Below are 18,654 nucleotides of genomic sequence, written 5' to 3'. Positions count from 1 at the left end.
AGATCAGAACCATACGTCTGAGAGGCCATTCCTCATGGTATTTGCTCGCCCAGAGAGGCGTGAAATTCCAAAACGGGCTCTAAGCGTCCGGTCTCGCTTGCGGGTCCGGGGAAGGGCACGCCCCATGGCCTCCTCACCCCCGGTAAGCGAGATGGCCTAGGTCCGTCTCCTTAATCATGTGGGTCATATAACTGTCTGGTATTCCAAATGGTTTCAGGATCTTAAGCATAATGGTGATCCTGTGAGCAGCCTTGACCCTCCACAAGCTTCTGGCCCCGCCACGCCGGCAGGAGACGCCGCCGAACGCCTGACCGTGTGTATGCAGCAGCTTCACCGGCTGGTGTCCGACCGCATCATGGGCGCGCTTCAGAGCGAACTGCAGGGCGAGGACGTGAGCTTTACCCAGATGACCGCCATGTACAAGGTGCGCGCCTTCGCGCCCATCAGCGTGACGGCGCTGGCCGAACACCTGGGCGTCAGCCTGCCCGCCACCAGCCAGCTGATTCAGGAACTGGTGCGGCGCAGGCTCATGGAACGGCGCGAGAACCCCGACGACCGCCGCGAGAAGCTGCTCGCCCTGAGCGACAAGGGCCAGCAGTTTCTGAGCATCAAGGAAAAAACCATGATGGGCGCGTACAGCGAGGTGTTCGGGCGGGTTGCCCCCGAGACCCTGGGCCGCGCGGAGGACGCCATCAACGCCCTGCTGGCCGAGGTCCGGCAGGCAAAGCCCGATTCCTGCCCTCCTGTGTTCCACGACGGTCCCGCGCCCCACGACGATCCCCCGGCCCGCAAGAGTGCCTGAACCCAGGAGAAGACGTATGACCCAGAACGCACCGCCCGTGGGCGGTCCCCGCCCTGAAGACCGCATCAACTACGCCGAGGTCCTGCCACACAGCACCAAGATTCTGATTCTGATCGGCACCCTGCTCGGCCTGTTTCTGGCGGCCCTGGACCAGACCATCGTGGCGACCTCGCTGCCGCGCATCGTGGCGGACCTTGAAGGCCTGAATCTGTATGCCTGGGTGACCACCGCCTACCTGCTCGCCAGCACCGCCATGGTGCCCATCTACGGCAAACTCTCGGACATCTACGGCCGCAAACCCATCCTGATGTTCGGCATCGTGGTGTTCCTGATCGGCTCGGCGCTGTGCGGCATGGCCGGAGAGCCGTGGTTCGGCAACCTGTTCGGCGGCGGCATGATGCAGCTGATCGTGTTCCGCGGCCTGCAGGGGCTGGGGGCGGCGGCGCTGACCTCGGTGGCGTTTGCCATCATTGCCGACATCTTTGCGCCCGCCGAGCGCGGCCGGTATCAGGGCCTGTTCGGGGCCGTGTTCGGCCTGAGCAGCGTTATTGGCCCGCTGCTCGGCGGCTTCCTCACCGACAACGTGTCGTGGCGCTGGGTCTTTTACGTCAACCTGCCCATCGGCCTCGTGGCGCTGGCCTTCATCTTCAGCAAGATGCCCCAGCTCGCCAGCGGCCTGAAGCCCAAGATCGACTACATCGGCGCGGTGCTCGTGATCACCTTCTCGGTGCCGCTGCTGCTGGCCCTGACCTTTGGGGCCGAGGCCGCCTACGGCTGGACCAACCCCACGGTCCTGGCCCTGTTCGCGGGCGCGGCCGCCTCGCTGATCGCGTTTCTATTCGTCGAGTCCCGCCACGAAAGCCCGATTCTGCCCCTGACCCTGTTCAAGAACCCCACCTTCGCGTGGGGCGTGCTGGCCCGCTTCTTTATCGGCGCGGCCTTCCTGGGGGCCATCCTGTTCCTGAGCCTGTATCTGGTGAACGTGCAGGGCGTCAGCGCCACCAAGGCCGGCACCGCCACCATTCCGCTCACCATGGGTCTGATCGCCGGCTCGGTCCTGAGCGGACAGCTCGCCTCACGCCTGGGCTACTACAAGAACCTGATTTTGATCGGCCTGGCGCTGATGATGGGCGGCTTCTACCTGCTCTCTACCCTGAACGCGGACACCGCCTACAGCACGGTCATCCTGTACATGGTGATTCTGGGCCTGGGCATCGGTCCGGCCCTGCCGCTGTTCAACCTCGCGATTCAGAACGCCGTTCACCGCTGGGAGATCGGCGTGGCGACCAGCGCGGGGCAGTTTTTCCAGCAGATGGGCAGCACCATCGGAACCGCCGTGTTCGGGGCCGTGCTGACCAGCTCGCTCGCCACCCAGATTCCCGCGCAGCTGCGCGCCGCCGAGGCCGGGCAGCCGCCCGCCGTGGTGGCCCAGCTGGAGGACACCGCCCGGCAAGCCGCCACGGCCAGCAGCGGCCAGGGTCAGTCGGCGCCCACCTTCGCCAGCATCCAGTCCCAGATCACGGCCGGCTTCGCCCGGACCTTCGGCAGCGTGGAGACGGCGGTCCAGAGCGGCAACCTCAGCCGGCTCATGACAGACCCTGCCCTGCCCGAGGGCCTGAGAACCGGCCTGGCACAGATTCCGCCCGCCGCCCTTCAGACCGAGCAGGGCCGCGCCGGCGTGCTCGACCAGGTCCGGAGGCAGCTGGATACCGCCCAGGCAGACGCCCTGGCCACGGCCAGAAAGGCCTATGACCTGTCGGGCCGGGCCGTCAAGGTGGCCTTTGCCAACACCATCAGCCGCATCTACCTGATCAGCATCTTTGTGGCGCTGCTCGCGCTGCTCTCCACCCTCCCGATGCCCAATCTGCGTCTGCCCCGCAAGGGCGAGGGGCAGGGCGGCGAGAAGAGCGGCGAGCAACGCGGCGGTCTGGCCTCCATGGAGGGCTGAAGCCGCTTCCTCCTGCAGCCGATTCAAGGCCGCACAACTTGCCCGCCCCGAGGTCACTTTGACCTGATGGGGCGGGCAAGTTGGTTCTGTGTTGCGGGGCTGCCTTCAGACCCGGATGGTCACGCGCGCCGTGTCGTCTTCCAGGTGGATGCTGTCGATGAAGCGCACGACCCGCGTGGCATAGCCCATCACCAGCGTGTGGGTGCGGGCCCCGCCGCCAAAGCGCCGCACGCCGTCCAGAATCTCGCCGTAGGTGATGCCGGTGGCGGAAAAGACCATCTGCTTGCCGGGCGCAAGGTCAGCGGTCTTGTAGATGCGTTTCTCGTCCACGCCCATCTTGGCGAAGCGCTCGCGCATGGCGTCGTCCTCGGCCAGGAACCGGCCCTGGATCTCGGCGCCCAGGCACTTGCAGGCCGCTGCGCTCAGCACGCCCTCGGGGGCGCCGCCCGAACCCATCAGCGCGTGAACGCCGGTGCCGCGCACGCCCACGGCGATCCCGGCCACCACGTCGCCGTCGCCGATCAGCTTGACGCGCGCTCCCGTGGCCCGCACCCGCCGGATCAGGTCGGCGTGGCGCTCGCGGTCCAGGATGGTGATCATCAGGTCGTCCACATCGCGGTCCAGGCTCTGGGCAAGCACGTTCAGGTTGGCCTCCACCGGCCAGTCGAGGTTGACCCGGCCGGCGGCGGGGGGCGGCACGATCAGTTTTTCCATGTAGCAGTCGGGCGCGTGCATCAGGCCGCCGCGCTCCGAGAGGGCGATCACCGCCAGGCCATTGGGCAGGCCCTTGGCCGTGACCTCGGTGCCCTCCACCGGGTCCACGGCGATGTCCACCTCATACTGGCCGTTGCCCACCTGCTCGCCGATGTACAGCATGGGAGCCTCATCCATCTCGCCCTCGCCGATCACCACCGTGCCCCGGATGTCCAGCGAGTTCAGCAGGCTGCGCATGGCCTCGGTGCCCGCGCCGTCCACGGCGATCTTGTCGCCCAGGCCCATGAACTTGCTCGCGGCCAGCGCCGCGCCCTCGGTCACGCGGGCTGTTTCCAGCACCAGTGCGTGCTCGAAGCTCTGCACCGTCTTGCCTGAGGTGCCCTTCGCCGGGCCGGGCCGGGCCGCGCCGTTCTCGCTGCCGGGGGCTGGAGTGGGGTGGGCCGGGGTGTCACTGGCCTGATCGCTGGACTGCCGCTTGGAGGTCATGGGGTGAAGCTAACATGCCCGCCCGGCAAACATGCGCCTGGGACCGCTTCCAGCATGAAACGCCCGCTGGTTGGTCCCGGCAGCCGCACAGGTCGGTGCGGCCCGGCCGGAATGATCCGGCAAGGCGCCGCTATTTGAAAAGTGCCGCTATTTCAGAACGCCGGCCCACACCAGCAGACCCCACAGGATCACCGGAATGGCCAGCGAGCCGGCGATCAGTTTGATCAGCCGCCACCAGTCGTTGAGGAACTCGCGCATATGCCCCCAGCGTAGCAGTCGCCCCGGGGGGATTCCGTCACGCACTTCGCAGGCCCGGCCTCTGCACTCCGTTCATGCAACCCGGCGCCCCTCAGGTCCCCCGTTAGACTGCCGGTATGACCCTCAGCGAACTGGCCGGTAAGACTGCCCCTCAGAGCTTGCTGACGAACATCCCGCGGCTGGTGGCGCACTACTACGAGACGCGCCCGGATGTGGGCGACCCGCTGCAGCGCGTTTCTTTTGGCACCAGTGGCCACCGCGGGACGAGCATGAACGGCACCTTCAACGAGGCGCACATCCTGGCGGTGGCGCAGGCGGTGGCCGAGCACCGCGCCGCAGCCGGCATCACCGGGCCGCTGTTCATGGGCCTGGATTCGCACGCGCTGTCTGAACCCGCGTGGATCACGGCCCTGCAGGTGCTCACCGCCAACGGCGTGCGGGTGTGCGTGCAGCCGGGCGTGCTCACGCCCACGCCGCTGATCAGCCACGCGATTCTGGAACACAACCGCGCCGGCCAGGGGGGCACCGCCGACGGCATCGTGATCACGCCCAGCCACAATCCCCCGCAGGACGGCGGCTTCAAGTACAACCCGCCCAGCGGCGGGCCCGCCGATACCGACATCACCGGAGCGGTGCAGGCCCGCGCCAACGCCATTTTGCAGGAGGAGCTGCGCGACGTGAACCGGGTGTCGCTGGAAGACGCGATGGGGGCCCTGGAGGAGTTCGATTTCATCACCCCCTATGTGCGCCAGCTGCCCGAGGTGATCGATCTGGACGCCATCAAGCACAGTGGCCTGCATGTGGGCATTGATCCCCTCGGCGGGGCCAGCCTGCCGGTGTGGGAGGCGATCGTCGCCGAGTACGGCCTGAACTTCGAGATCGTGAACCGGACGGTGGACCCCCGCTTCGCCTTCATGAGCGTGGACCGTGACGGCAAGATTCGCATGGACTGCTCCAGCCCCTACGCGATGGCGGGGCTGCTGCGCCTCAAGGATGACTTCGACGTGGCCGTGGGCAACGACCCGGACGCCGACCGCCACGGCATCGTGACCAAAGACGGCCTGATGAACCCCAACCATTACCTCGCCGTGATGATCGATTACCTGTTCCAGCACCGCCCCGGCTGGCGCGCGGACGCGGGCGTGGGCAAGACGCTGGTGTCCAGCGCCTTGATCGACCGGGTGGCAAACGGCCTGGGCCGCCGGCTGGTGGAGGTGCCGGTGGGCTTCAAGTACTTCGTGGACGGTCTGCTGAGCGGCAATCTGGGCTTTGGCGGCGAGGAGTCCGCCGGGGCGTCCTTTCTGCGCCTGAACGGGCAGGCCTGGAGCACCGACAAAGACGGCCTGATTCCGGGCTTGCTCGCCGCCGAGATGACCGCGAAAACCGGCAAGACCCCCAGCCAGCGCTTTGCCGAACTCACGGAGCGCTACGGTGAGACCGCCTACGACCGCCAGGACGCTCCGGCCACGCCCGCACAGAAGAAGATCCTGAGCACCCTCTCGCCCGACGACGTGAAGGCGAAGACGCTGGCGGGTGATCCCATCACCGCCCGCCTGACCCGAGCGCCCGGCAACGACGCGCCCATCGGCGGCCTGAAGGTGACCACTGCCGAGGCATGGTTTGCCGCCCGGCCCAGCGGAACCGAGGATGTGTACAAGATCTATGCCGAGAGCTTCAAGGGGCAGGACCATCTGAAACAGGTGATGGCCGAGGCCCGCGATGTGGTCTCGGACGCGCTGGGGGGCCAGCAGGTGGGAGGGCAGTAAAAGGTGACGCAGGACGTGGCCCATACGGTGATCACCCGCGAGGAACTGCGCGGCGTGGAGTTCGACTGGTTCGCCGCCGACGCGCGCGGACATGTTGCCCAGTTCATGGCGGCGGGAGACGACACAGTGCCCGACGCGGCCCTGGCCTCCGAGGAACTTCTGGAAGCCCTGCACGTCTGGATCGATACCCGGCCCGAGACCGAGCCGCCCCATGCCCCGGCGGGGGGCTTCGACGAACACCTCACCCCGCCGCAGCGCCGCGGAGCGTACGTGTACGATCAGGTGCCGCAGGAGCCCGGCGTGTACCGCCTGGTGGCCGCGCCGCGCACGCCGTTCACGGTGGCCGAGGTGCCCGGGCACCTGCAGGAGTACCTGCGGGGTCTGACACTGAACGTGACCTTCGGAGCGGCGCGGCTGCGGGTCACGGCCGACGGAGCGGTGGAGGAAGCGGAAAGGCCCTGAACGGGGACCGGAGGCCGCCGCTTTCGCCGCCCGCCCGCCCGATCCTCTACAGTTGACCGCGTGACCGTTCCGCCCGCCGCGCCCGATCCGCCCCAGCAGTCCAGCAAAGGCCCCGCCACTCCCGCTCCCGTGCCCTCCGGGGGGCGCCGGTCGTTGCGGGCCAACACCATTATCGTCATGGCGGGCACGCTGGGGTCACGGCTGTCGGGCATCGTGCGCACCCAGGTCATGGGGGTGTTCGGCAACACGCTGCTGGACGCCTTTATCGTGGCCGTCAAGGTGCCCAACCTGCTGCGCGAACTGCTTGCCGAGGGCGCGCTGGTCAATTCCTTCATTCCGGTGTACAAGTCGCTGGACACGGCCGAGCGGCGCCGGCTGGCGCAGACGTTCAGCGGCGTGCTGATCGCAGTGAACCTGCTGCTGATGGCAGTGGGCATCCTGGCCGCGCCGTGGGTGGTGGACCTGTTGATCGCGGGGAACTCCAACGTGGACCGCGCCGTCGCGGTGTACATGACGCAGCTCGTGATGCCCTTTCTGATGCTGATCAGCCTGTCGAGCATCGCCATGGGCCTGCTGAACGCCGACGAGCATTTCCGCGAGAGCAGCTTCGCGCCGGTGGCCTTCAACCTCGCGAGCATCGCGGCGCTGCTGATCCTGCCCAATACGGCCACCTGGCTGGCTTTTGGCTGGCTGATCGGCGGGGTGGCGCAGCTCGCGGTGCAGCTGCCGGCCCTGAACCGCTTTGGCCTGCTGCCCACGCCGGCGCTGCGCGGCCACACGGCGCTGGGGCGGGTGCTGCGGCAGATGGCTCCCTTTACCCTGACCGCCGGGGCGCGGCAGTTTCTGAACCTGTACGTGACGCGCATGCTCAGCGACGCGGGGCGCTTTCAGCCGGGCACCCAGTCCGGCTACTTCTACGCCGAGACGCTGTTTACCACCGTCAACGGCCTGTTCGTGGTGTCGCCAGCCCTGGCCCTGTTTCCGCGCTTCTCCGAGCACGCCGCCGCGCGCGACTGGCCTGCCTTCCGGGCGCTGACCGTGCAGGGTATCCGCACGACCACCTTTCTGGCCGCGCCCATGAGTGCGCTGCTCGTGGCGCTCGCGCCGTATGCGGTCAGCGTCATCAACATCACGCGCGGGTATGACGTGCCGCGCTTTCTGGCAGCCAGTCAGATCCTGACCGGCTGGGCACTGGCCCTGGTTCCCTGGGCCATCGTGACGCTGCTGCTGCGGACCTTCTACGCCCGCGAACGGACGATGGAGGCCGTGACCGTCAGCGCCGTGGGCTTTGTGCTGGAGGTCGGGCTGTACCGCCTGCTCGTGCCCTCGCTCGGGCTGCTGGGGTTTGGAGTCAGCACGGCGATCAGCGGGGTGCTGATGGCCGGGGTGCTCGCGTGGCTCTACCGCCGTGCGCTGGGCTTCCCGGGCCGCGAGATCGCGCAGCACCTCACGCGGGTGGTGCCACTCTCGGTGGTCGCGGGTCTGCTCGGGTGGCTGGTGTCGCGGGTCATGCCCGCACCCGGCTACATCGTGCCCGGCGTGATCGGTCTGGCGGTGGCCGGGGGTGTGGGACTGGCTGCCTATCTGGCCGGCGCACTGGCCCTGCGTCTGCCCGAGGTGAACGGCCTTCTGCGGCGGCTGCGCCGTTAGGACCGCCCCGACAGGTTTTCGCCCCCTTCCACTGGAAGGGGGCGTTTGAATTGGTTCCTACCGACCCTCTCCGGGGGAGGGACAGCGGAGGCATCTGGGATCAGGGCAGCGTGTTGCCCGCCGCGAGCAGGATGGAGTACCATTCCTCGCGGCTCAGCGTGACCTCACTGGCCCGGATGCAGTCCTTGAGGCGCTCGGTGTTGGTGGTTCCGGTGACCGGCTGCATGTGCGCCGGGTGACGCAGCAGCCACGCAATCGCGATGGTCGTGTTGCTCACGCCGTGTTGAGCGGCCACCTCGTCAATCTTCGCATTCAGCTCGGGGAACTTGGGATTGTCCAGGAACACGCCCTCGAAGAAGCCGAACTGAAAGGGCGACCACGGCTGGATGGTGATGTCGTGCAGGCGGCAGTAATCCAGAATGCCCCCGTCGCGGTTCACCGCCTCGTCGTTTTCCATGTTCACGTTGAAGCCCTGGGTGATCATGTTGGCGTTGGTGATGCTCAGCTGCAGCTGATTGGCGATCAGCGGCTGCCGCACGGCCTTCTTGAGCAGCTCGATCTGGCGCGGGTGCTGGTTGGACACGCCGAAGTGCCGCACCTTGCCCTCGCTTTCCAGCTGGTCGAAGGCGGCAGCCACCTCCTCGGGTTCCACCAGGGCGTCGGGGCGGTGCAGCAGCAGCACGTCCAGATAGTCGGTACGCAGCCGCTTCAGGATACCGTCTACCGAGGCCAGAATGTGTTCCTTGGAAAAGTCGAACATGCCCTGGCGGATGCCGCACTTGGACTGCAGCAGGATCTTCTCGCGCACGCTGCTGCTCATGCCGATGGCGTCGGCGAAGAGTTCCTCGCAGCGGCCGCCGCCGTAGATGTCGGCGTGGTCGAAGAAATGGGCACCGTGCTCCAGCGCCGTTCCCACGAAGCGCTGCGCGGCGGCGGCGTCCAGCGAGTCGATTCTCATGCAGCCCACGGCCACCACCGGCACCTGCAGGGTGCTGCTTCCTAGGTTCTGGGTTCTCACAAGGTCTATTGTGACGCGGAAATCGCCGGGGGAGGTTCAGGCCCGGTCTGAACTTTGCCAGGGCGTGCTCTACAGCCGCAGGCCGATCAGCGCGTAGGCCACCAGCGCGACTTTCTCGCGCAGCAGATAACTGCGGCTGACCCCGGTGCTCAGCGCACTGGCGCTGACATTGGCCTGCAGGCCCAGGGCGCGGGCCAGGGCCAGGGCGCGCGGCGCGTGGGCCTCGTCGGTGACCAGCGTGACGGGCGTGTGGGGCGACAGATAGGTGCGTGCGTAACGCAGGTTCTCCACGGTGGTGCGGCTGCGGGATTCGGCGAGCAGCGCCGACGCCGGCACGCCGCGGTGCCTCAGGTAGGCGGCCCCGACCTCGCCCTCGCTGAAGGGATCGCCGGGCCGCCGCCCGCCCGTGACCACGATGCGGCCCACACCGCCCGCCTCGAACAGCGACAGGGCGTGGTCCAGCCGCCGCTGAAAGGCCGGGCTGGGTCTGCCCGCGTACTGCGCCGCTCCCAGCACCACCAGGGTCGGGTGCGGCCGCGCCGCGTTGGGCACCTTGAAGCTGGGCAGCGCCAGAAAGCCCACCGCCAGCAGCGCCATGACCGCCAGTGGCAGAACAGACAGCGTGGCTCCCCGGGGGCGCATATGCGGGCCAGCGTAGCATGAAGAAAACGGCAAGGCAGGCCTCTTGCCCACGGCCTGCGTCCGGTCCCCGACTGGATATTTCCTCCCGAAGCCCGGCGGAGGGGCGTGCTACCCTCGGGCCTAACTTTCCGCGCCTCGTATGGCGGTATGCAGGAGTACCCTTTGATGTTCCCCAACCATTATGTCTAAGACCCTCGTGATCGTCGAATCGCCCGCCAAGGCCCGCACCATCGAGAAGTACCTGGGAAAAGGGTACGCCGTGGAGTCGTCCATCGGGCACATTCGGGACCTGCCCAAGAGTGCCTCGGACATCCCCGAGAAGTACAAGGGTCAGGCGTGGGCGCGTCTGGGCCTGAACGTGGAGCAGGATTTCGAGCCGCTGTACGTGGTCTCGCCGGAAAAACGCCAGCACGTCGCCAAGCTGCGCAAGATGGCGGCGGACGCCGACGAGATCATTCTGGCGACCGACGATGACCGCGAGGGCGAGAGCATCGCGTGGCACCTGTATCAGGAACTCAGGCCCAAGGTGCCGGTCAAGCGCATGGTCTTCCACGAGATCACCAAAGAAGCGATCCAGGCGGCCATCGCCTCCCCGCGCCAGATCGACACCAACTTGGTAGAGGCGCAGGAGACCCGGCGCGCGCTGGATCGGCTGTACGGCTACGAGGTCAGCCCGGTGCTGTGGAAGAAGGTGGCCCCCAGGCTCAGCGCGGGCCGGGTGCAGAGCGTGGCCACCCGCATGCTCGTGGAGCGCGAGCGCGAGCGCATGCGTTTTGTCAGCGGAACGTGGTGGGATCTGCTCGTCACGGCCCAGACTGCCGAGAACGCCACCTTCCCGGCCCGCCTGACCGATGTGGCGGGGCAGAAGCTGGCGGCGGGCCGCGATTTCGATCCGCTGACGGGCAAGCTCAGGGACGGCGCGAACGTGCGCGTGTTGACCGAAGCCGAGGCCCGCGCCCTGGCCGACGGCCTGACCGGGCAGGCGCTGACCGTGACGAGCGCCGAGGAAAAGCCCTTCACGCAGCGGCCCTACCCCCCGTTCATCACCTCGACCCTGCAGCAGGAGGGCAGCCGCAAGCTGGGCTTCGCGGCCACGCGGACGATGCGCGCCGCCCAGCGGCTGTACGAGGGCGGATACATCACCTACATGCGCACCGACAGCACCAATCTCTCGGCCGAGGCCGTGAACGCCGCGCGCACCCAGGTGCAGGGCATGTACGGGCAGCCCTATCTCTCGCCGCAGCCGCGCGTGTATGCCAAGAAGGCCAAGAACGCCCAGGAAGCGCACGAGGCCATTCGTCCGGCGGGCAGCAGCTTCCGCACGCCGGACAGCCTGCGCGCCGAACTCGGCGGCGACGAGTGGCGTCTGTATGACCTGATCTGGAAGCGCACCGTGGCGTGCCAGATGGCCGATGCGCGCGGCCGCAGCCTGCGCGTGCGCCTGAACGGTCGGGCGACCGCTGGGGAAGAGGTGGGCCTGAGTGCCTCGGGCCGCACCATCGACTTTCCCGGCTTCCTGCGCGCCTACGTGGAGGGCAGCGATGACCCGAGCGCCGCACTGGAAGACCGGGAAACGCCGCTGCCGCCCCTGAAAGAAGGCCAGCGCGTTATTGCCGAGGGCGTCAAGCCCGAGGGCCACGAGACCCAGCCGCCCGCCCGCTACACCGAGGCGTCCCTCGTGCAGTCGCTGGAAGGTGCGGGCATTGGCCGCCCCAGCACCTACGCGAGCATCCTGGGCACCATTCAGGACCGCGGCTACGCGACCAAGAAGGGTCAAGCCCTGGTGCCCAGCTGGACGGCCTTTGCCACTTCGGCGCTGCTGGAACACCACTTCGGCAATCTGGTGGACTACGACTTCACCGCCCGCATGGAAGAGGATCTGGACGACATCGCGGGGGGCCGGGCCCAGCGCGTGCCGTACCTGCGCCGCTTTTACCTGGGAGAAAACGGCGAGGGCATGGCCCTGCGGCCACTCATTGACCGCCAGATGGGCGAGATTGACGCGCGCGGCATCGCCACCATCGCCGTGCCCCGGCTGGAGGGCAGCGGCATCGAGGTGCGCGTGGGCCGTTACGGACCGTACATGCAGCGCGGCGAGGACAAGGCCAACCTGCCCGAGGACCTCGCGCCCGATGAGCTGACGGCGGAAAAGGCCGAGGAGATCATGAGCCGTCCCAGCGGGGACCGCACCCTGGGGACCGATGAGGCCACCGGTCACCCGGTGGTGGCCCGCGCCGGACGCTATGGCCCCTACGTCACGCTGGGCGCGGAGAATCCGCCGATCCGCACGGCCAGTCTGTTTCCGACCGATGACCTTGCCACCCTGAGCCTGCCCCGCGCCCTGAAACTGCTGAGCCTGCCCCGGCTGGTGGGCACCTCCGAGGGCGAGGAGGTCTGGGCCATGAACGGCAAGTACGGTCCGTACCTCAAGCGCGGCGGGGACAGCCGCAGTCTGACGGGCCATGAGGAGCTGTTCACCGTCACGCTGGCCCAGGCCGAGGCGCTGTTCATGCAGCCGCGCTTTGGACGCGGCCGCACGCCCGCGCCGCCGCTGAGCACCTATAAATACGAGGGCCGACCCGACATCGTCCTGAAGTCCGGACGTTTCGGCCCGTATCTCACCGACGGCGCGCGCAACGCCACCCTGCGCAAGGGAGAGTCCGAGGGCACCCTGAACGCCGAGCGTGCCCTGGAGATTCTGGAAGAACGCGGCAAGGAGCCCAAGGGCAAGGCGGGCAAGAAGGCCACGCCTGCTAGAGCGGGCGCGAAGAAGGCGGCCACTCCGGCCAGAAAGGCGCCTGCGAAGAAGACGGCTGCCCCGAAGGCCACCGCGAAGAAGGCCCCGGGCAAGGCGGCGGCCCCGGCCAAGCCCACCTTTACCTGGGAACAGCTCAAGTCCCACCTGGGCGTGCTGTCGGCGCAGGAGCGGCAGCTGGTCACGGCCACCCGTGAGCAGGGACGCAAGGTGGATGACGTGGCCCCCGAACTGGGGCTGGACATCAAGAAGGCCAAGGGAATGGCCCTGCAGGCGAGCAAGAAGCTCAATCAGGCGGCGCGCGGGGAGTAAGCCCCAGTCAGCCCTGCTCCTCGGGAACTTCCCGAACGGCGTCCCGCCACATCGCCTGAAAGGCCACCGGGGAATCCGGGTGGCTTTCGGGGTCGGGGTGGGTCGCGCTCCCGATCAGCTGCGCCAGCCGGGGCGGGTGGGGGTGCCAGTCGGTGAAGACCGCCAGCAGGCGGCCCAGGTTGAACACGGTGGTCCGGTGGTCGATGACGGCCCCGAGCCGGAACTCCTCGGGGGCCATGAAGCGTGTCGAGCCGGGCAGCCGACCCACGGTGTTGCGGTACGGGCCGCGCCGGTAGCACTCCAGATCCATGAACCGGATCTGCCGCGCGCGGAAGTCATACATCAGGCAGCCGTCGTAGAAGTCGCCGGCCACCCAGTTCTGCCGGGCCAGCTCCGTGTGCAGGTCAATGACGCTGTCCAGTGCGTGCAGAATTTCGGGCAGGGGCCGCTGCCGGAAGCGGGCGTGCGCCTCGGCGGGATGGTTCCGCCGCTGCGCCGGGGCGCGCAGCAGTTCACCGCCGAACCACGGCTGGATCACGGCGATTCCGTCCGCGCCCTCAAACACCCGAAGCACCGGAATGAGGGCCGGGTGCGCGAGTTCCTGTTGCAACACGGCGGTGCGGCGCAGGGTCGCCACGCGCTCAGCGTACGGGGTGCTGCCCGGACTGGGCTGGGAACGCCCCGCGGTCTTCACGAACAGCCGCTCGCCGCCCGGGGTCTGAAGGCCGTAAGAGACATTGCCCGAGTCCTGCGTGCGCTCATCGAACACCTGAAAGACGGTGCCCAGGGTGGTCAGCAGAGCCGGAATGGTCGTGGGGGCAGGCATGGCCCCAGGAGTGTAGCGGCCTGCACGGTGCGTTTCTTTACGCCGCGTGACCGTGCGCGGTCGTCCGTGATATGACGGGAACCGTTCCTATGCCGGTCACCCGATCCGAAGCTCCCCAATCCCTGCACCTGCCCCGGCTGGCGCAGGCCACGCCCGGCGAGTGGGTGCGCCTGCCCGGCGGACACGTGCAGATCGTGGCCCTGGCCGGCACCCTGACCGGGCCGGCCGTGACCGGCTGGTTGATCTGCCTGGGCGGCGAGGTGATCGTGGACCTGCCGCTGAACAACTTTGTGCGCCTGCGCTCCGGCGAGGGCCACCGTGTGCGGACCGACGAGGCCTGGACGGCGTTTGGCACCCGAGAGGGCAGCGTGCTGCTGCTCACCCCCGACGCTGGGTAGCCGCCTGAGCCACTGGTGGCGACCGGGAAGGGGGGATGGGGCCGCCAACCGGGTCCGCGCTCCCCACCCCGAATGGTCCTGAAATCTATTTCTTGCGGCGTTTGCTGGCCCGGGCCGCTTCCTTCTCGGCCTTGGCCTGTTCCTTCTGCTTTTGCTGCATCTCGCGGCCCATGTCGGCCATCAGCTGGGCGCCCTGGGCATCCACGGTGCGCTGCAACTCGATCAGCGTGGTCACCACGAGGTTGTTCAGCATGCGCTCGACCGGCATCCGGACCCACTTGTACCGGACCCGGCCGTTGACGGTGAGGGTGACCTCCGTGCCGCCGGGCATCGGCTTGAACTGCCAGCCCTGCGTGAGCTTCTCCAGCGGGCCGACGTGGCGCACACTTTCCCAGCCGCCGCGCTGGGGGGGCTGCAGCTGGCCGTAGCGGGCCGTGAAGCTCAGCCCCAGCAGCTTGCGGGCAAACTTGAACCGGACCAGGGCCGTGTTGCTCAGGCGGCCCTCGCCGCCCTCGTATTCGGCCTTGACGAGATTGGGGTCCCACTTGACGCGCCGCCGGGGCTCCAGGGCCAGCCGGTACAACACGTCCGGACGGGACCTGACCACGATGGTCTGCTTGATGCTGATGGACTCGGACATATTGGCAGCCACTGTAGCGCGGCGCGGGCGGGATACGCCGCCCGCTGTTCCCACAGACGGGTGTGCCGGGGGTTCAGTCCAGGTAATCGCGCGCCCGCGGGTGCGAGGAGCGCAGGTTGAAGCGCTCGGCATACTTCACGCCCCCCAACCGTCCGGCGGCGGCGCGGCCCTCGCGGAACTGGTCCTGGGTCCAGGCCCACTTGTAGAAGTCGTGGTAGTAGGACATCACGGCGGCGGCGGTGTCCAGGGTGTCTTCGATGTTCACGAAGACCTCGGGATACGGGCTCGCCGGGGCGTGGTACTGGTAAAAGCGCACCGGTTCGCGCCACGCCTCGAGCCGCCCGACGTCCTCGCCGCTTTCTATGGCCTCGTCACCGCTGAGGTCCGGGGCCGGGGGCATGGGCCGGTCCTCGTTCACGATCTTGGGAATGCGCGCGAGCGTGATGGCGTCGAAGGCGATCTTGGCGGTCATGCGGTGGTCGGGATGGGGGTGGTCGTCGCTCCAGGTGATCACGGCGTTGGGCCGGAAGGTGGCGTACAGTCGCGCGAGTTGCAGCGCCTCCTCGCGGCCACCGGTCATGCGGCTGTCGCCCATGTCGAAGAAGTGGTGCTGCGCACCGATCTTCCCGGCCACCCACGCTCCGTGCTCGCGGCGCACCCGCGTGACCTCCTCGTGGGAGGCGTCCCCGAATTGGCTGGCGAGTTCGCCCAGCGTGGTCCATACCAGCATGACCTCGTCGCCGCGCGCCGCGTGCTTGGCGAGCGTGCCGGCGCAACCGATCTCGTCATCCGGGTGGGCAAAAACAGCCATGATTCGCATGGCGCACAGCATAGGGGAGCCGGCAGAAAAAGGGGAGGCCGGACCCAGGGGCGCGGAGCTTTCAGCGTACGAAGCGGATGCTCAGCGGGTAACGGTACAGCTGGCCGGCGCTGACCCGCACCACGGCGACGATCATGAAGATAAAGGGCACGATGCTCAGCAGCAGCAGCAGGGGCACGAAGAACACGACGAAGGCGGCCAGCGAGCCCAGGAACACGAAGGCGCCCGCGTCCACACTGCCTGCCGCCGCGCCCACCGCACCCCCCACGATGCCCAGGCTGAACAGAACAAAGACGAGCACGCCGATGATCACCCCATACAGCCACATGCTGAGCTGGAAATTCAGCGCCTCCTTGCCCTGGTCGTCCAGGGCGCGGCTGCGGTCGCGCAGGGCCAGCCACGCGATCAGGGGGCCGAGCACATTGCCCAGGGTGGGCAGCAGAAAACCGGCCAGTGGCGACAGGTGAATCAGCAGGGCGCCGCTGCGGTCCGCCTCGGGAAGGGTGGGCGGCAGACGGGTGGGGCCGGGAACACTCATGGTTGACACTACGCGCCCCGCCTGCCTACAGTTCCGTGGTGACGCGACCCCGTTCTTCCTTTCCCCGTACGGCGGCCCGCAAGGCCCAGGACCGGGCGCGTGACCTGCTGCCCCTAAAGGCGGGCATCCAGCCGGATCAGCCCATCACCGGCGAGGTCATCGAACTGTTCAGTGACGGCGCGTGTGACACGGCGGCGGGACACGGCGGCTGGGCCTCCATCCTGCGCTACGGCGAGCGCGAACTGGTCCTGAGCGGCAACGAGGAAGGCACCACCAACAACCGCATGGAACTGCGCGGCCTACTCGAGGGTCTGCGGACCCTCAAGCGGCCGTGTCAGGTGCGCGTGATCACCGACAGCCAGTACCTGCGCAAGGCGTTTACCGACGGCTGGATTCTCAAGTGGCAGCGCAACGGCTGGAAGACCTCGGGCGGCGAGCCGGTCAAGAATCAGGACCTGTGGGAAGCGCTGATTGATCAGGCCCGCACCCACGCCCTGACCTTCGTATGGGTCAAGGGCCACGCCGGACACGGCGAGAACGAGCGGGTGGACGAACTGGCCGTGCAGGAGCGCAAGAAGCTGCGGGTGAAGTGAGGGATATGGGCGGTCAGCAACAGGGCTGGTCTGCCTTTCCCGGCGTGAGCGTGCACAGGTACCTGCGGCGTCCCCCCCGGTCCTGCGTCTCCACAACTCCAAAACCGCTGCGGCGGTAGAAGTCCACTGCGTCGTCGTCGGTTTCTGCCGTCATCCGGTTCAGTTGCAACCGGATCAGCACGGCGTGCAGCAGGGCGCGCCCGTAGCCCTGACCCTCCATATCAGGGCGCGTGCCGACGTGCAGCACCTCTGCCTCGCCGTGACCGACGTGTAGGCCCGCCGCGCTCACGACCTCTCCGCCGGTTTTCCAGGCAAAGATCCTGCGGTCTTCTGCGGTGCGGTAGGTTGCCAGCGCACGGGCAATCCGTACCGGATCGGGGAACATGGCGCGGGTCAGCAGTTCCTCGGTGGCTGGAGTCGGTTCTGTATGAATCAGCACCTGCTCAGTATTCAGTGGGACCGCCCACGGGGATAGCGGCATACGCCGAGGCCCGACATCCTTTCCGGCCTCGCCGCGCCGAGTGGGGGCCTGCCGGGTGCCGGGCACGGCCCCCACTCCAGTCTGAATTCCCACAGTCCTCTCTCTGTTCCTGAATGAAGCGGGTACACTGAGGGTTGTGCTGGCCGTTCGTCTGTTCGTGATTTTGCTGGGATTGCTGGTCGGGTGGCTGGCCGGGGGCGCGCTGGCGTCGGCGCAGGCCGATGAACTCGGGCGGGTCAATACCCTCAGCCTGATGCTGGCGGGCGCCCTGAGCGCGTTGCTGTTCGCGCCGCGTGCCGAGAAACTGTTGACCGGCGGCGTGGCCCGCTTCTCGCAGTGGTATGCCAGCCTGTCGCCGCGGGCGGTCGCCGCCGCCACCTTCGGGCTGATCGTGGCCCTGCTTCTGAGCGTGCTGCTCAACAGCCTGTTTCAGGACCTGCCCTTCTACACGTGGTGGCTCAGCCTGCTGGTCACGGCGGTGCTGGGCGCCTTCTTCGTGCATTTTGCGGTGGGCCACGCAGAGGCGTTTGGGCTGCTGGCCTTTCCACAGGTGCGCCGGCGCAGCGGCAGCAAGCTGCTGGACAGCAACGTGATTATCGACGGCCGCATTCTGGAACTGGTGCGCGCGGGATTTCTGGAGGGAGAACTGGTCGTGCCCGCCTTCATCCTGCGCGAGTTGCAGACCCTCTCGGACAGCCCGGACACCAAGAAGCGCACGCGCGGAAAGCGCGGGCTGGCCTTGCTGGAAGAGCTGCGTGAGCTGCGCTCCATCCGCATCGAGGACTGGGATGATCCCGCCCTGAACACCGTGGACGACAAGTTGATCCGGCTGGCCCGCGAGATCGGCGGCAAGATCGTGACGAACGACGGCAATCTGGGCAAGATCGCCCGCCTGCACGACATCGAGATTCTCAACGTCCACGAGATCGCCGTGGCGCTGCGCCCGCAGGTTCAGGCCGGGGACCAGCTCACCGTGACCATTACCAAGAGCGGCCAGCAGTCGGGCCAGGGAGTGGGATACATGGAAGACGGCACCATGGTGATCGTTGAGGACGGTCTGAAGCTGCGGGGCAAACCGGCCCGCGTGCTCGTGGTGAACAACGTACAGACCAACGTGGGCCGCATGATCTTCGCCAGACTGGACCGGGAAGAGAAGAAAGAACTTCCCGCGTAGGCAGGGCGACTGCCGCCTATGCGTCGTGCAGGCGGTACTCGATGGTGGTTGTGCCCAGCGCCCGCGTGTCCGCGCAGATGGTCCGGGCGCGGTCCACCAGACGCTGCGCCCGCTCGCGGTTCAGACCGGGAAGGACGATGTCCAGCGCAGGGGGTAGGTCGTGGGCGTCGCCGTTCATGCTCAGGCCGACGACACCGCCAGGCGCGGCCACCGTGCGTGGAAGCAGTCGTCTGGTACGGCACCCGGTCTGTGGGCATGCGTTCCGGGGTCATGCGTTCCAGGGTGCGCGGCCCGGAGCAGTGAATCGGCCAGCCCGCTTACACAACCCCTCGCCCTCAATGACGGCTCAAGACCACTGGCTTTCTGTGCGG

Annotated in this window: 18 protein-coding genes; 9 read left to right on the top strand and 9 right to left on the bottom strand. The window is 67.8% G+C overall.

Annotated features, from left to right (window positions below):
- Positions 1-241: 241 nt before the first annotated feature.
- Entirely contained in the window at positions 242-802 is a 561-nt protein-coding gene (locus tag IEY21_RS11830) for a MarR family winged helix-turn-helix transcriptional regulator (protein WP_188904546.1), read from the top strand.
- A 16-nt stretch (positions 803-818) separates the two neighbouring features.
- Positions 819-2,750 carry an MDR family MFS transporter gene (locus IEY21_RS11825; RefSeq protein WP_188904545.1) on the top strand — a complete coding sequence of 644 codons (1,932 nt, stop codon included), beginning with the start codon at positions 819-821 and terminating at the stop codon, positions 2,748-2,750.
- A 105-nt stretch (positions 2,751-2,855) separates the two neighbouring features.
- Here the strand turns inward: IEY21_RS11825 and glpX are convergent, their stop codons facing one another.
- Complete coding sequence (gene glpX / locus IEY21_RS11820) at positions 2,856-3,950, bottom strand: class II fructose-bisphosphatase (RefSeq protein WP_229753064.1); 1,095 nt, start codon at positions 3,948-3,950, stop codon at positions 2,856-2,858.
- Between the two features lie 374 nt (positions 3,951-4,324).
- Here glpX and pgm point away from each other — a divergent pair, with 374 nt between their 5' ends.
- Genes pgm through murJ form a run of 3 tightly spaced genes read left to right on the top strand, consistent with a single transcriptional unit; the run spans position 4,325 to position 8,086 of the window.
- Positions 4,325-5,974, top strand: coding sequence for a phosphoglucomutase (alpha-D-glucose-1,6-bisphosphate-dependent) (gene pgm, locus IEY21_RS11815; RefSeq protein ID WP_188904544.1), 1,650 nt, complete (start codon positions 4,325-4,327; stop codon positions 5,972-5,974).
- A gap of 3 nt (positions 5,975-5,977) precedes the next feature.
- Positions 5,978-6,436: a hypothetical protein gene (locus tag IEY21_RS11810; RefSeq protein ID WP_229753063.1), complete on the top strand. Its 459-nt coding sequence runs from the start codon at positions 5,978-5,980 to the stop codon at positions 6,434-6,436.
- A gap of 60 nt (positions 6,437-6,496) precedes the next feature.
- Positions 6,497-8,086 carry a murein biosynthesis integral membrane protein MurJ gene (gene murJ / locus IEY21_RS11805; protein WP_229753062.1) on the top strand — a complete coding sequence of 530 codons (1,590 nt, stop codon included), beginning with the start codon at positions 6,497-6,499 and terminating at the stop codon, positions 8,084-8,086.
- A 100-nt stretch (positions 8,087-8,186) separates the two neighbouring features.
- Here the strand turns inward: murJ and IEY21_RS11800 are convergent, their stop codons facing one another.
- Both IEY21_RS11800 and IEY21_RS11795 read right to left on the bottom strand, forming a co-directional pair.
- Entirely contained in the window at positions 8,187-9,104 is a 918-nt protein-coding gene (locus tag IEY21_RS11800) for an aldo/keto reductase (RefSeq protein ID WP_188904543.1), read from the bottom strand.
- A gap of 69 nt (positions 9,105-9,173) precedes the next feature.
- Positions 9,174-9,746 (bottom strand): YdcF family protein, encoded by a 573-nt coding sequence (locus IEY21_RS11795; RefSeq protein WP_188904542.1) that lies wholly within the window; start codon positions 9,744-9,746, stop codon positions 9,174-9,176.
- A gap of 181 nt (positions 9,747-9,927) precedes the next feature.
- Between IEY21_RS11795 and topA the strand changes: the two genes are divergently transcribed.
- Positions 9,928-12,813 carry a type I DNA topoisomerase gene (topA, locus tag IEY21_RS11790; protein ID WP_188904541.1) on the top strand — a complete coding sequence of 962 codons (2,886 nt, stop codon included), beginning with the start codon at positions 9,928-9,930 and terminating at the stop codon, positions 12,811-12,813.
- A 7-nt stretch (positions 12,814-12,820) separates the two neighbouring features.
- Here topA and IEY21_RS11785 read toward each other — a convergent pair whose 3' ends face one another.
- Positions 12,821-13,639: a serine/threonine-protein kinase gene (locus tag IEY21_RS11785; RefSeq protein WP_188904540.1), complete on the bottom strand. Its 819-nt coding sequence runs from the start codon at positions 13,637-13,639 to the stop codon at positions 12,821-12,823.
- 89 nt (positions 13,640-13,728) lie between these two features.
- Here IEY21_RS11785 and IEY21_RS11780 point away from each other — a divergent pair, with 89 nt between their 5' ends.
- Positions 13,729-14,037 (top strand): hypothetical protein, encoded by a 309-nt coding sequence (locus tag IEY21_RS11780; RefSeq protein ID WP_188904539.1) that lies wholly within the window; start codon positions 13,729-13,731, stop codon positions 14,035-14,037.
- Between the two features lie 85 nt (positions 14,038-14,122).
- Here the strand turns inward: IEY21_RS11780 and IEY21_RS11775 are convergent, their stop codons facing one another.
- From IEY21_RS11775 to IEY21_RS11765, 3 genes are all read right to left on the bottom strand, one after another.
- Positions 14,123-14,677: an SRPBCC family protein gene (locus IEY21_RS11775; protein ID WP_188904538.1), complete on the bottom strand. Its 555-nt coding sequence runs from the start codon at positions 14,675-14,677 to the stop codon at positions 14,123-14,125.
- A 73-nt stretch (positions 14,678-14,750) separates the two neighbouring features.
- Positions 14,751-15,497 carry a PIG-L deacetylase family protein gene (locus IEY21_RS11770; RefSeq protein WP_188904537.1) on the bottom strand — a complete coding sequence of 249 codons (747 nt, stop codon included), beginning with the start codon at positions 15,495-15,497 and terminating at the stop codon, positions 14,751-14,753.
- A gap of 61 nt (positions 15,498-15,558) precedes the next feature.
- On the bottom strand, positions 15,559-16,035 hold the full coding sequence (locus IEY21_RS11765; protein WP_188904536.1) for a DUF4870 domain-containing protein: 477 nt from the start codon (positions 16,033-16,035) through the stop codon (positions 15,559-15,561).
- A gap of 38 nt (positions 16,036-16,073) precedes the next feature.
- Between IEY21_RS11765 and rnhA the strand changes: the two genes are divergently transcribed.
- On the top strand, positions 16,074-16,628 hold the full coding sequence (gene rnhA / locus IEY21_RS11760; protein WP_188904535.1) for a ribonuclease HI: 555 nt from the start codon (positions 16,074-16,076) through the stop codon (positions 16,626-16,628).
- A 13-nt stretch (positions 16,629-16,641) separates the two neighbouring features.
- Here the strand turns inward: rnhA and IEY21_RS11755 are convergent, their stop codons facing one another.
- Entirely contained in the window at positions 16,642-17,067 is a 426-nt protein-coding gene (locus tag IEY21_RS11755; RefSeq protein WP_188904534.1) for a GNAT family N-acetyltransferase, read from the bottom strand.
- Between the two features lie 178 nt (positions 17,068-17,245).
- Here IEY21_RS11755 and IEY21_RS11750 point away from each other — a divergent pair, with 178 nt between their 5' ends.
- Positions 17,246-18,283, top strand: a complete 1,038-nt coding sequence (locus tag IEY21_RS11750; protein WP_188904533.1) for a PIN/TRAM domain-containing protein — start codon at positions 17,246-17,248, stop codon at positions 18,281-18,283.
- Between the two features lie 16 nt (positions 18,284-18,299).
- Here the strand turns inward: IEY21_RS11750 and IEY21_RS11745 are convergent, their stop codons facing one another.
- Entirely contained in the window at positions 18,300-18,461 is a 162-nt protein-coding gene (locus tag IEY21_RS11745) for a hypothetical protein (protein ID WP_188904532.1), read from the bottom strand.
- Positions 18,462-18,654 lie beyond the last annotated feature (193 nt).

The organism is Deinococcus aerophilus, from assembly GCF_014647075.1.
GTDB classification, from domain to species: Bacteria; Deinococcota; Deinococci; order Deinococcales; family Deinococcaceae; genus Deinococcus; species Deinococcus aerophilus.
This window is presented reverse-complemented; position numbering and strand designations above follow the sequence as displayed.